This is a genomic window from Flavobacterium daemonense (assembly GCF_007341385.1).
GTDB lineage: Bacteria > Bacteroidota > Bacteroidia > Flavobacteriales > Flavobacteriaceae > Flavobacterium > Flavobacterium daemonense.
Genome location: NZ_VJYD01000017.1, coordinates 38,832 through 52,486, shown reverse-complemented (window position 1 = coordinate 52,486; position 13,655 = coordinate 38,832). Strand labels below are relative to the sequence as shown.

Genomic DNA, 13,655 nt, shown 5'->3' with positions numbered 1-13,655 from the left:
AATTAATCAATCATAAAATGAATAATTAGATTTTAAAACTACATATGTGTATTTATAATGATTTTTATTCTAAATTTGATTCAGGAATTGCAATTCAGTAGATTTTCTTTCTTTTCAATAACTATCAACAATCAACCAAAAACAATCAACCAAAATGACTTTAGACGCTACAGATAAAAAACTCCTCGTTTTACTACAAACCGATAGTAAAAAAACAACCAAAGAATTGTCCTTAAAATTGGATCTTTCGGTTACAGCGGTATACGAACGAATTAAAAAATTAGAAAGAGAAGGCATAATAAAAAACTACGTAGTCTTAGTCGATAAATCTAAAATCGAAAAGGGATTTGTGGTTTTCTGTCATTTAAAACTCATTCAGCATACAAAAGAATTCTTGACCAAATTCGAAAGCGAAGTCATCAAACTAAATGAAGTTTTAGAATGCCATCACGTAAGTGGTGATTATGATTACATTCTGAAAGTTTTAGTAAAAGACATGGAAGCTTACAGGGAATTTTTAGTCACAAAACTAACTTCATTACAACACATTGGAAGTACCCAAAGTATGTTTATGATTAGTGAAGTGAAGAATTCAACGGTGATTTCTTTTTAGGAAGGTTCAAAGGTTCAAAGTGACAAAGGAGCAAAGGTTTTTCTGTAGAGACGCACAGCAGTGCGTCTAACGCTCAGTTTGTCATTTCGACGGAGGAGAAATCTCCACAAGCAACTCCGTTCCTAAAATCCAATCTTTGTAGAGCTTCTCGTGGAGATTTCTCCTTCGTCGAAATGACAAATAGTACGATACAATCATTACTTAAAAACAAAAAGCTTTGCGACTTTGCGTCTTTGCAAGCCTAAAAAAGCAAAAAACTTTGCGAACCTTTGCGTAATTCTTAGCGTTCTTTGCGGTAAAAATCTGCGCCGTTTACGGTAAAACCCAAACCCAAAATTTCACACAAAAAACATTGAAAATTAAACTTCAAACAAAACTTTATTCCTTAATTTTGTAACCGCTAAAATAAAAACAAATTACTATGAGTTCATTTGACGTAGTCATTATAGGTTCAGGTCCTGGAGGATATGTATCAGCAATTCGTTGCGCACAATTAGGTTTCAAAACTGCAATTGTAGAAAAATATAATTCATTAGGCGGAACTTGCCTTAACGTAGGTTGTATTCCTTCAAAAGCATTACTTTCTTCTTCTCATCATTATGCTGAAATTGCTCATTTCGCAGATCACGGAATCGAAGTTTCTGGAGATGTAAAAATCAATTTAGAGAAAATGATCGCGCGCAAACAAGCCGTTGTAGATCAAACCGTAGGTGGAATCAACTACTTAATGGATAAAAATAAAATTACTGTTTTCAATGGTTTAGGTTCTTTTGTAGATGCAACACATATTGCAGTTGCAAAAGCTGACGGAACATCTGAAACTATCGAAGCAAAATATACTGTAATCGCTACAGGATCAAAACCATCTTCTTTGCCATTCATCAAAATTGATAAAGAAAGAATCATCACTTCTACTGAAGCTTTGGCTTTAAAAGAAGTTCCAAAACACTTAGTAATTATTGGTGGTGGAGTTATCGGAATCGAGCTTGGACAAGTTTACTTGCGTTTAGGAGCTCAGGTTTCTGTAGTAGAATTCATGGACAGAATCATTCCAGGAATGGACGGTTCTCTTTCTAAAGAATTAACTAAAGTATTGAAAAAACAAGGAATGAAATTCTACGTTTCTCATAAAGTAAAATCAGTTGAAAGAAACGGCGATGCTGTTACGGTTCAAGCTGAAAATGCAAAAGGAGAAACAATCACTCTTGAAGGAGATTATTCATTAGTTTCTGTTGGTCGTCGTCCTTACACAGACGGATTAAATGCTGACAAAGCTGGAGTTAAAATTTCAGACAGAGGACAAGTTGAAGTAAACGATCATTTACAAACTAGCACTCCAAATATCTATGCAATTGGTGACGTTGTTCGTGGAGCAATGTTGGCGCACAAAGCTGAAGAAGAAGGAACTATGGTTGCTGAAATCTTAGCAGGTCAAAAACCACATATCGATTACAACTTAATTCCGGGTGTAGTTTACACTTGGCCAGAGGTTGCTGCAGTTGGACAAACGGAAGAGCAATTGAAAGCTGCTGGAGTAGCTTACAAATCTGGAAGTTTCCCTTTCAAAGCGTTAGGACGTGCAAGAGCAAGTGCAGACTTAGACGGATTTGTAAAGATCTTAGCTGATGAGAAAACAGATGAGGTTTTAGGAGTTCACATGATCGGTGCTCGTACAGCAGATTTAATTGCTGAAGCAGTTACTGCAATGGAATTCAAAGCGTCTGCTGAAGATATTTCTAGAATGAGCCACGCGCACCCAACTTTCGCGGAAGCGGTAAAAGAAGCAGCATTAGCAGCTACTGAAAACAGAGCAATACACGTATAATTTTTTACGTTGATCATATTCTAAAAAACCGTCTCGTTAAAAAACGAGACGGTTTTTTTATTGGTTTGTGTATTAAATAATTATGTTCGGTTGTATTATCAAGTCCCTACGGGACATCTTTGTGGTCGCATATTTTTTTCTACCAATATTTAACTCCTAACGGAGTTGAATTGCTTCGAAATGTTTTGTTTTCCAAATAAATATGATTCGTTTTCTTTTTTTTTAAAGAATGAAATCTCGTAGAGATTAAATATCGGTAGAAAAAACGAATATTTCCGTTTTCAGTCTGTCCCGTAGGGGCTATATACTTTGTTTTTCTAAAAATACAATTCCGTTTTTTCCTACCAATACCTATTCTCTAAGAGATTTAAAAACACTTTCAAAAATTGAATTGCATTCGCTCATATAAATATTTATTCCAATTCAACTCCGTTAGGAGTTAAATATTGGTAGAAAAACGAATATTCCCATTTTGAATTTGTCCCGTAGGGACTACATATTTTTACAAAATATTTTGAGCTTAAAAATATAAAGTTTCGTGAAAATTTTGTAAATTAGATGTGTACTTCAGATGCTATCTTTACGATTAGTTAAAAGATAACATTATGAAAAATAGATATATAGCTCCAATTCTTCTTGGGGCGGGAATTGCAGCAGTACTGTATTCCTGCGGAACAACAATTCCTAAAAAAGCAGTTGCCGTTACTAACTTTGACAAGGCAAAATATTTAGGAAAATGGTACGAAATTGCAAGACTAGATTATAAATGGGAAAAAGATTTAATAAATGTAACCGCTAATTATTCTTTGAATGACAACGGTACAATAAAAGTCGATAATAAGGGCTATGACGTCAAAAAAGACAAGTGGGAGGAAAGTATCGGGAAAGCCAAGTTTGTCAAAAAGGATAATATTGGTATGCTTAAGGTCTCATTTTTTGGTCCTTTTTATGCTGGATATAATATCATCGCGGTAGACAAGGATTATAAATATGCTCTTGTTGCCGGCGAAAGCTTAAAATACATGTGGATTCTTTCTAGAGAAACTACAATTCCAGAAAGCATAAAAGCCGATTTTTTAATTCAAGCACAAGAAATTGGCTATAAAATTTCAGATCTTATCTGGGTAAAACACGACAAAACAAATTAAAAATAAACCTGGCACCTTGAAGGTGCCGGGTTTTTATTTTATACTGAAAATGATTTATGCTGTAAAAACGCTTTTGTAATTACCCCAATATCTGTAAATCAAAAATAAGTTTCCTAAAAATAATAGGCCGGCGATTGGTAGGCCTTCTGGTGCTAAAAAGTAATTGATAAACAAGATGTTAACCGTAATTGGCAAGATCAAAATATTAGCTAATGTTACATAACGTCCTGCTACAAATGCAATTCCGCAAAGCAATTCAATTGATTTAGCCAAAGGCATTAAATACGTAGAAGCCATTAAACCAACATTAAAGGCTTTAAAATTTCCAGTAGTTTCTGGTTCTGGCATCAGATGGAAAAAATAACTGATAGATGCAAAAAGCAACAGAAGACCAATTAAAATACGGACAATAATAGTAGCAATTTTCATAATACTTAGGATTTTTATAGAAAGTTAAAAAATATAAATAAGCTGCTGAAATCGTTTATTCCAAAACTCTCCAACGAAATGAAATTCAGTTTTTAAAGCCATTTTATTGAGAATTGCACAATCAATCTTGGTTAATTTTGGTATTTATTGAATGGTATATCAAATATAACGATTTTTTCGTTAGAAAATTGCTATTTTATTAACACTTTTCTTATTTCTTAATGTATTTTTTGTAAAGAATAAAACCTCCAATTCCCAATAGTATAATTGGCCATAGGTTGATAAAGAAAACTAAAATTCCTTGCAAAATATACCAACCGCTTTTCAAAGCATCAATAATTTGAATTCCTAAATTTGGTTTGTAATACTCGCTGTCTTTTTCGCTTGCCGTAATTTCTTGTTTTGTGGTTTCGTTTTGATAAAGCTGTAAAGTTATGGTGCTGAAATTGACTTGATCTTGAATGGATAAATTGTCAATAATACGATTGTCATTAGCTTCTTTTTGATTGGCCAAAGCATTTTCGGCTTCCATAATATCATTTATTTTTTGCCTTTGGAATCAATTGCTTTTTCGACTCTTTTTTCAGAAACTGAACTTCTTTTTTGCGAAAGCTGATTCGCTAATATTTTCAACGAAACATCATCGGCTTTAATGACTCTGAAATCCAAAAAGTCAATTTGTTTGGCAATTGATTTTATTACGGTATCAAGTTGCGTTTTGGGAACTCGAATCGTAATATTGTTTTCGACCGAATATTTTGTGGTTTCTAAAGTGCTGTCCTGACTGATTTTAGTTTTAATTTGATCATGAACCGTACTTTGAAGATTTGTATACGTTACAAAACCTCCAAATTTTGTCACAGCGTTTTCAATTGCATAAGTAGATTTGACGACATTTTTGACCTTGAATTTGATATCAGCAGTTCGAATAAATTTCTGTTTGCTGTCTTTTTTTTCGACTGCAGCCGACGAAGAAATGGCTGTACTGTCTGTTGAAACTGTGATATCTGCAGTCGATTCGGCAGAAGAATAATCTGCTTTTTTGCAGGAAAAAAATAATGCGGTAATCATCAAGGAAGTCAATCCTAATTTTGCAATTGTTTTCATAAAGGTTTAAAAATTTGATTAATAAATTATATTGAATCTGTGTTTCAGACTATATTTTTTCAGCCACAGATTGCGCAGATTCGAACAGATTAATTTTTTAAAGCTTCCGATAAAATCTGTGAAATCTTTTAATCTGTGGCTTGTTTTTTTTTTGAGTAATTTTTTAATCAAATGGCAAGAAAAGTTTTAATAATTAGCTTTAATTCGAAGTACTAAAAAGTGTGCCAATATTTTTTCGCGGTTTACTTTATCGAAGGTTTTTTTTTGTCGTAATTTTGTCGTCTAAAATTTATACTTCTTTGAGAGTTTCTATTCATAAACATATTTCTGATCCGGAACAATTTAAACAACAGCTTTTGAGTTGGTCACAGCAATTCCGCGAGGTTGTTTTTCTGGACAGTAATTCGTATCCACAAGCCTATTCCAGTTTTGATTTTTTATTGGCAGTGGATGCTTTTACATCTTTAAAAACCGATTTTCAAAATGCTTTTGAGGATTTGAAACAATATCAGCAAACGACAAAAGATTGGCTTTTTGGCTATCTTTCCTATGATTTAAAAAATGATGTTGAAGATCTAAAATCAGATAATTTTGACGGATTGGATTTTCCAGATTTATTCTTTTTTCAGCCAAAAAAAATATTCATACTGAAGGACAATCAACTTGAAATTCAATATTTATTTTTGTGTGATGATGAACTTGAAGATGATTTTGATGAAATCATGCAAACTCAGAATTATTCGTTTGTCACACTGAGCAGAGTCGAAGTGCAACAGCGAATCTCTAAAGATTCATATATCGAAAAAGTAAATAAAATGCTTCATCATATTCACGTTGGTGACATGTATGAAGCAAATTTCTGCATGGAATTTTTTGCTGAAAATGCAGAAATAAATCCGTTGGAAAAATTTCAAAAATTAAATGAAATTTCGCAGGCACCATTTTCGGTTTTCTTTAAAAACAATAAACAATATTTGCTTTCTGCATCTCCGGAAAGGTATTTGAAAAAAGTTGGCGAAAAAATAATTTCACAGCCTATAAAAGGAACTTCAAAACGATCTTCGGATCCTGTTGAAGATGAAAAATCGAGACAATTTCTGGAATCAGATGCAAAAGAACGCGCTGAGAATATTATGATAACCGATTTGGTTCGAAATGATCTTTCGCATACCGCACAAAAAGGTTCTGTTGAGGTTGCAGAACTTTGTAAAATTTATTCGTTTTTACAGGTTCACCAAATGATTTCGACGGTCACATCAAAATTAGATGTGCAATATTCTGCAGTCGATGTTTTGAAAACAACTTTTCCAATGGGAAGCATGACCGGAGCGCCAAAAATTTCGGTAATGAAAATCATTGAAAATTTAGAAGAAACCAAACGTGGTTTATATAGTGGAGCCGTAGGGTATTTTACTCCCGAAGGAGATTTTGATTTTAATGTTGTGATTAGAAGTATTTTGTATAATCAAGAGAGTAAATACGTTTCGTTTTCGGTAGGAAGCGCCATAACATCACTTTCAGATCCAGAAAAAGAATACGAAGAATGTTTGCTTAAGGCCAAGGCAATGCATGAGGTTTTGCAGTAAATTTTTTTCGCCACGAATTGCACGAATTGGCACGAATTATTTTTTTTTCTTCAATTTGAAAAAAAAGCCACAGATTAAAGGATTAAAATGATTAAAAAAAATCTGTATAAATCTTTTTATCCCGATAGCTATCGGGAGTGGCAAAAAAAAAAAATAATTCGTGCTAATTCGCACAATTCGTGGCAAAGAACCAACGCTTAACATTTCATTTAAAAATAGATAAAATTTAATTTTTTACATTTATCAAATGTTTTCAAAATTTCAAGATCATATCGTTTCCAGATTTCCATTTTTGGAAGATAAAAAACTGTTTCTAGCGGTTAGCGGCGGATTGGATAGCATGGTTTTATTGCATTTATTTCAGCAATTGCCTTATGAAATTGCGGTTTTACATTGTAATTTTCAGCTTCGCGGATTAGAAAGTTTTGGAGATCAAGAATTTGTTCAGGATTATTGTAATCAAAACAATATTCCGTTTTTTACCACTCAGTTTGATACTAAGGCTTTCGCCGAAGATTATAAATTATCTACGCAAGTTGCTGCGAGAGAACTTCGTTACAGTTGGTTCTATGAGCTTTTGGAAGAAAAAAATTTCGATTTTATTCTGACAGCGCATCATGCAGACGATAATCTAGAAACCTTTATAATCAATTTGACACGCGGAACAGGTTTAGATGGATTAACAGGAATTCCCGAGGAAAATGATCGAATTATTCGTCCGCTCTTGCCTTTTTCAAGAGAAGAAATTCTGAAATATGCTGAAGAAAATACTATTGAATGGCGAGAAGACAGTAGTAATGCATCCAATAAATATCTTCGAAATAAAATTCGTCATGATTTAATTCCGATTTTAAAAGAAATAAATTCGAACTTTTTGGATGCTTTCGGAAAAACACAATTTTATTTGCAGGAATCAAAGGAAATGGTCGAAGATGCCTCGATTATGGTGTATCAGCAAGTGGCAAAAGAGGAAGGTGAGGATATTCATTTTGATTTAAATCAGCTTAAAAAATTACCCAATTATAAATCGTATTTGTATCAATGGCTGAATGAATTCGGGTTTTCAGCATGGAATGACATTTATGATTTAGTTGAAGGACAATCGGGAAAACAAGTCTTTTCAGAAGAATTTAGGTTGTTGAAGAATCGCGAAACTTTGATTTTGAGCCCAATTTCAGAAACTTTAGAAAAAGAAGAATTTGAGATTGCTGAAAATAATACAGACGTTAATTTTCCCTTAAAATTGAGACTTTGTAACGCAGATCACATAACAATAGATTCAAAAGAAGTTATATTTGTTGACGCCGAAAAAATCCGATTTCCGTTGATTTTACGTAAATGGAAAGAGGGTGATGTTTTTCATCCGTTTGGGATGCAGGGAAAATCTAAAAAAGTGAGCAAGCTTTTTAAAGATGAAAAATTATCGCTGATCGAAAAGGAAAAAACATGGATTTTATGCTCAGAAAATCAAATTGTCTGGGTTGTTGGCATTAGGCAAGATGAACGATTTAAAATAGAAAACACCACAAATAAAATACTAAAAATAGAACTGCAATAATGAACTTTAATCAATACCGTCAAGCGATTACGCTACAAAATGTCTGGAGTAAATCTCTGTTATTTTTACTGTTTTTTCTTTTTTCTTTTGCAAAAAGCAACGCTCAAATTTTAGAGCCGGTAAAATGGACTTCAAAAATTGAAAAGAAAGCTGGAAACAATGCCGTATTAATTTTTGATGGAACAATTGAAAAAGACTGGCATATGTATTCGCAATTTACGCCAGAAGGTGGTCCGCTTGCGTTGGAAATTGCATTTAAAAATCAAAAAGGGAATTACGAGTTAGTTGGAAAAGCCAAAGAAGGAAAAACCAGAACCGCTTTTAATGACGTTTTTGGCGTAAATGAAACTTTCTTTGAAGGAAAAGCGCATATTGAACAGGAAATAAAAATCATAAATCCGAATTTAAAAACGGTTGATGTTGATTTTGATTTTCAGGTTTGTAAAGAAGTATGCATCAATTCGAATAAAAAATTCTCAATAGCTATTCCGTCGAATTTCAACGCGGAAGTTATTCCGGCAATAGTAGAGGCTAAAAAAGATGAGACGAAAGTTGCTGGAATTGCTGTAGATACAATTGCAAAGGCAACAAATACTACCAAAGTTCAAGTGGCAACGTCAAATATCGAGGAGCCAGTTTCTAAAAAAGACATGCCAGCGCCTGCATCTAGAAGTTTATGGTCTATCTTTTTCCTTGCTTTTTTAGGTGGTTTTGCCGCTTTATTTACGCCTTGTGTTTTCCCAATGATTCCTATGACTGTGAGTTTCTTTACGAAGCAAAGCAAAAGCAGAGCAAAAGGAATCAGAAATGCGATAATTTATGGATTATCAATCATTGCTATTTATGTGATTTTAGGATTGATTGTTACTAAAATATTTGGAGCCGATGCTTTAAATGCGTTGTCAACAGATGTTTGGTTCAATCTTATTTTCTTTGTGATTTTGGTTGTTTTTGCTGTTTCTTTCTTAGGTGCATTCGAAATTATGCTTCCAAATTCATGGGCAAATAAAGCAGATCAGCAGGCAGATAAAGGCGGTTTGGTCGGAATATTATTCATGGCTTTAGCTTTGGCAATTGTATCATTTTCGTGCACAGGACCAATTGTAGGAACGTTATTAGTTGAAGCAGCTTCAAATGGAGGAATCGCGCCTATTATTGGAATGTTAGGTTTCTCTTCTGCATTGGCACTTCCATTTATGTTGTTTGCCATGTTCCCTGGATGGCTTAATTCATTGCCAAAATCTGGCGGATGGCTAAATACTGTAAAAGTTGTTTTAGGATTTTTAGAATTGGCTTTGGCTTTCAAATTTTTATCAAATGCCGATTTAGTATTGCAATTGCATTTCTTAGAAAGAGAAGTTTTCTTAGCGATTTGGATTGCTATTTTTGGAACTCTTGCATTGTATTTATTCGGAAAAATTACATTGCCACATGATAGTCCAACGCACCATATTTCGGTAGGAAGATTGTCGTTGGGATTACTTGTCTTAAGTTTTACAATTTATATGATTCCGGGATTATGGGGAGCGCCTTTAAAATTAATCAGTGCTTTTCCACCGCCTCAAACGTATAGCGAAAGTCCATTTGGAGTTGGAGGATCAGGAAATTCCAATGAAAATACAGGTGAAATAAAAGGTTTGCCAGAGGGAGCAGAATTAGGTCCGCATGGTATCATGGTTTTCCACGATTACGAAGATGGTCTGGCTTATGCAAAAGAAATAAAAAAGCCAATTATGCTTGATTTTACAGGTTATGCATGTGTAAACTGCAGAAAAATGGAAAATAATGTTTGGTCAGATCCGACTGTTTTACCAATTCTAAAAAATGATGTAGTTTTAATTTCTCTTTATGTTGATGATAAGAGACCATTGCCAGAAAACGAACAATTTACGACCAAAGCAGGAGATAAAATAGAAACAATTGGCGATAAGTGGACAGATTTTATGATTTCAAAATATAAAACAAATACACAGCCTTTGTATGTTATCACAGATTTAGAAGGCAATAATTTGAACAGTTCAAAACCAACGATAAGTTATGTTCCTACTGAAGAATATTTGCAATGGTTGAAAGAAGGAATTTCTAATTTTAAATAATTTCTTTTGTGAAAAGTGAAAAGTGAAAAGTGAATAGTGAAAAATGAAAAGTGAAAAGTGAAAAATGAAATGTGAAAAATGAAAAGTGAAAAGTGATTTGGATATGATTTTATCTGATGTCAATATCATTTATAGTAAGTGTTTTATAATGGACAATTAGCATCTCATATCTTACAACTAACATTTCACATCCAACATTTCACATCCAACATCTAACATTTCACAAAATCAAAATAAACAAAAATCCCTCTAAGCAAAACTTAGAGGGATTTTTTATGAAGGCAAAAAGAGGAAATCCTTTTATAAGTATTCTCCGTGTTGAGAAATATCTAATCCTAATTCTTCTTTTTCTTCAGTAACTCTTAGAGGAGTAATTTTATTTACAATGAAGAATAAAATATAAGATCCTACAAAAGCAAAGATAGAAACAAGAACTAAAGCTTTTAATTGCGTTAAGAATAAAGTAGCATCACCAAAAATTAATCCTTCGTGATCACCAACAATTGAGTTAACGCTTTTTGAAGCAAAAACACCAGTCAATAACATCCCTACCATTCCACCAACACCGTGGCAAGCGAAAACGTCAAGAGCATCGTCGATTTTTCCTTTAGGGAATTTGCTTACTACAAGGTTACTGATTACAGCAGCGATAATACCAATCGCTAAAGCGTGAGGAATGCTTACAAAACCTGCAGCAGGAGTAATGGCTACCAATCCTACAACAGCTCCAATACAAGCTCCCATTGCAGATAATTTGTGTCCTAATATTTTGTCAAGGAAAACCCAAGCCATAGCAGCAGAAGCAGCTGCAATTGTAGTTGTTCCTAAAGCTTGAGCTGCAAGGCTGCTTGCGCCAACCGCAGAACCGGCGTTGAAACCAAACCATCCGAACCATAATAAACCTGTACCTAATAATACATAAGTAATTCTAGCAGGATTTACTTTTTGAACTTTACGTTTTCCTAAGAAGATTGCTCCAGCCAAAGCAGCCCATCCAGCACTCATGTGTACTACAGTACCACCAGCGAAGTCAAGAACTCCCCATCCGAAGAATAATCCATCAGGATGCCAAGTCATATGGCATAATGGAGCGTATATGAATAAGATAAATAAAACCATGAACAGCAAGTAAGCCCAGAAACGTACACGCTCAGCAAAAGCTCCTGTAATTAACGCTGGCGTAATGATTGCGAATTTTGCTTGGAATAAAGCAAAAAGAATCATTGGGATTGTTGGGGCTAATTCCCAAGCAGTGTTTGCGCTTACTCCCTGGAAAAATATATTTGCAGAAGGATCTCCGATGAAACCGCCTATAGTTGGTCCAAAACATAATCCGAATCCAATTACTACCCATAGCACTGTAACAATTACCATTGCCATGAAACTTTGAAGCATCGTACTGATTACGTTTTTCTTGCCTACCATACCTCCGTAGAAAAATCCTAATCCTGGAGTCATTAATAATACAAAAGCTGTAGCAACAACCATCCATGCTGTATCACCCGTGTCTAATTTTAATTCAACAACATGAGCGCCTAATGTTTTTGATTCAGTAACAAATGAGATAGAAAAAATAGATAGTAACAAAATCGTGATGAGGATCACACTTAAAATAATTTTTCGCATAGTTATTTAGTTTTAAATTTTTTATAAAAGTATAAAATCAATTAATACCCCTATAAAAAATAGAGTCTAATGTTTAATTTTTGTTAATTTTTAAATTTGACCCCCTAAATTTTACGTGTATATCTTAAAAAAGACTTAAATTTTACAATTTATTAAAGTTCAAATGAGCAAATCGCGCAATTTTTGCAAAATAGGATGAAAAAAAGATACTATTATTCTTAAAATTATAATTTTTTCTCTTCAAATATTCAATACAACGTTAAAATTGTTTGCATTAAATAAAAAACGGCATCAATTGAATATTTCAAAAGATGCCGTTTTTTACAAAAAGAAAGCTGCCTATTTCTGACCGTACTTTTCTTTGAATTTTCTATTCAGTTTATTTTGGAAAGTATCTAAATTGATTAATCTTCCTTGAATAAAAGCAGTTGTCAATTTGTTTGTTCTCATGTCTAGAGCATCTCCTTCAGAAATAAACAAAGTAGCATCTTTGCCAGTTTCTAATGAACCGCAAGTAGTGTCAACATTCAATAATTTTGCAGTATTTAATGTGATCAACTGTACAGCAATTTCTTTATCTAAACCAAAAGCAGCACAAGTTCCAGCCAAGAAAGGCAAGTTTCGCACGCTCATACGCTCGTGATCACCGCTGTTTTCCAAACCTACAACAATACCTTTATCAGTCAATATTTTTGCCATTTTATAAGGCAAGTTCACATCTTGATCAGCACTTGTTGGCATATCGTGTACACGTCTTAAAAGAACTCCAACATTATATTTTAATAATTGAGCAGTTGCTTTGTACGCTTCAAATCCGCCAACGATAACAATTTTTTTGATTTGATTGTCTGCCGCTAATTGAATGGCATCTACAATTTGTTTTTCTTCATCAGCATGAATGTAAAGTGTCTGAGTTCCGTCAAATAATCCTTTTGTAGCTTCTAGAACAATGTTTCTTTCTTTTGGCGTTGTTTGATTATATGCTTTTGCGTTGATTAAAAATGCATTTATTTCTTCAGATTGTTTTGCATAATCTTTGTTTGGCTCAATAACTCCAGGTTCAAACCAAGATCCAGATCTTTTGAAACTAGAAGGGAAATTCAAATGAATTCCGTCATTTTCTTTCAAAATCGCATCTTTCCAGCTCCAAGCGTCTAATTGTACGATTGATGAAGTTCCAGAAATCGTTCCGCCTCGTGGTGTTACCTGAGCGACCAAAACGCCATTTGGACGAACGGTTTCTACTACTTTTGACTCCGAATTATAAGCGACAATACTTCTAACATTTGGGTTAAAAGTTCCAATTTCTTCCTCATCATCAGATGACTTTACGGCGTCAATTTCAACTAATCCTAAAGTTGTATTAGCAGCGATAAATCCAGGATACACATGTTTTCCAGATGCATCAATTGTAGTGTCATAAGCATCAGCAGCAAGTCTGATAGTTGTTGCGTCGGCTACTAAAGTAATTTTTCCGTCTTTAAAACCAATTGCACTGTTTTGAATCACTTTTCCGTTGCCCAAGTGCGCAGTCGCATTTAAAATCAAAACCGATTTTGATTGCTTTGGCGCCGGAATTTGCTGTGCATTTATTTGTACAGAAGCACAAAATAACAACAGCAGTTTATATATATTTTTATGTATCATGTTGTCTCTTTTTATCATTA

The 13,655-nt window shown here is 33.8% G+C and carries 11 protein-coding genes; 6 read left to right on the top strand and 5 right to left on the bottom strand.

Translation table 11 applies throughout. The annotated features are described in order from the left end of the window. Positions 1–154 precede the first annotated feature (154 nt). The 3 genes from FND99_RS17915 (at position 155) to FND99_RS17905 (ending at position 3,586) form a co-directional block, all read left to right on the top strand. Entirely contained in the window at positions 155–613 is a 459-nt protein-coding gene (locus FND99_RS17915; protein ID WP_144339311.1) for an Lrp/AsnC family transcriptional regulator, read from the top strand. A 421-nt stretch (positions 614–1,034) separates the two neighbouring features. After that, the gene (lpdA, locus tag FND99_RS17910; RefSeq protein ID WP_144339310.1) at positions 1,035–2,438 is read left to right on the top strand and encodes a dihydrolipoyl dehydrogenase; all 1,404 of its coding nucleotides are present in this window, start codon (positions 1,035–1,037) and stop codon (positions 2,436–2,438) included. A gap of 605 nt (positions 2,439–3,043) precedes the next feature. After that, positions 3,044–3,586 (top strand): lipocalin family protein, encoded by a 543-nt coding sequence (locus tag FND99_RS17905; RefSeq protein WP_144339309.1) that lies wholly within the window; start codon positions 3,044–3,046, stop codon positions 3,584–3,586. A gap of 54 nt (positions 3,587–3,640) precedes the next feature. On the opposite strand, the gene FND99_RS17900 is transcribed toward FND99_RS17905, so the two are convergent. The 3 genes from FND99_RS17900 to FND99_RS20330 all read right to left on the bottom strand — a co-directional run bounded on the left by FND99_RS17900 (position 3,641) and on the right by FND99_RS20330 (position 5,122). Further along, positions 3,641–4,015 carry a DoxX family membrane protein gene (locus tag FND99_RS17900; RefSeq protein WP_144339308.1) on the bottom strand — a complete coding sequence of 125 codons (375 nt, stop codon included), beginning with the start codon at positions 4,013–4,015 and terminating at the stop codon, positions 3,641–3,643. A 211-nt stretch (positions 4,016–4,226) separates the two neighbouring features. After that, on the bottom strand, positions 4,227–4,547 hold the full coding sequence (locus tag FND99_RS20335) for a DUF4349 domain-containing protein (RefSeq protein ID WP_281282471.1): 321 nt from the start codon (positions 4,545–4,547) through the stop codon (positions 4,227–4,229). An 8-nt stretch (positions 4,548–4,555) separates the two neighbouring features. Further along, positions 4,556–5,122 (bottom strand): DUF4349 domain-containing protein, encoded by a 567-nt coding sequence (locus tag FND99_RS20330; RefSeq protein ID WP_281282470.1) that lies wholly within the window; start codon positions 5,120–5,122, stop codon positions 4,556–4,558. A 299-nt stretch (positions 5,123–5,421) separates the two neighbouring features. Here FND99_RS20330 and FND99_RS17890 point away from each other — a divergent pair, with 299 nt between their 5' ends. The 3 genes from FND99_RS17890 to FND99_RS17880 all read left to right on the top strand — a co-directional run bounded on the left by FND99_RS17890 (position 5,422) and on the right by FND99_RS17880 (position 10,362). After that, positions 5,422–6,708 carry an anthranilate synthase component I family protein gene (locus tag FND99_RS17890; protein WP_144339307.1) on the top strand — a complete coding sequence of 429 codons (1,287 nt, stop codon included), beginning with the start codon at positions 5,422–5,424 and terminating at the stop codon, positions 6,706–6,708. Between the two features lie 247 nt (positions 6,709–6,955). Further along, on the top strand, positions 6,956–8,266 hold the full coding sequence (gene tilS / locus FND99_RS17885; RefSeq protein ID WP_144339306.1) for a tRNA lysidine(34) synthetase TilS: 1,311 nt from the start codon (positions 6,956–6,958) through the stop codon (positions 8,264–8,266). Continuing rightward, positions 8,266–10,362: a protein-disulfide reductase DsbD family protein gene (locus FND99_RS17880; protein WP_144339305.1), complete on the top strand. Its 2,097-nt coding sequence runs from the start codon at positions 8,266–8,268 to the stop codon at positions 10,360–10,362. Before tilS ends, FND99_RS17880 begins: the two co-directional genes overlap by 1 nt. A 300-nt stretch (positions 10,363–10,662) precedes the next feature. On the opposite strand, the gene FND99_RS17875 is transcribed toward FND99_RS17880, so the two are convergent. Both FND99_RS17875 and FND99_RS17870 read right to left on the bottom strand, forming a co-directional pair. Beyond that, positions 10,663–11,988 (bottom strand): ammonium transporter, encoded by a 1,326-nt coding sequence (locus FND99_RS17875; protein ID WP_144339304.1) that lies wholly within the window; start codon positions 11,986–11,988, stop codon positions 10,663–10,665. A 339-nt stretch (positions 11,989–12,327) separates the two neighbouring features. Continuing rightward, positions 12,328–13,635, bottom strand: coding sequence for an amidohydrolase family protein (locus tag FND99_RS17870; RefSeq protein WP_144339303.1), 1,308 nt, complete (start codon positions 13,633–13,635; stop codon positions 12,328–12,330). Positions 13,636–13,655: the final 20 nt, after the last annotated feature.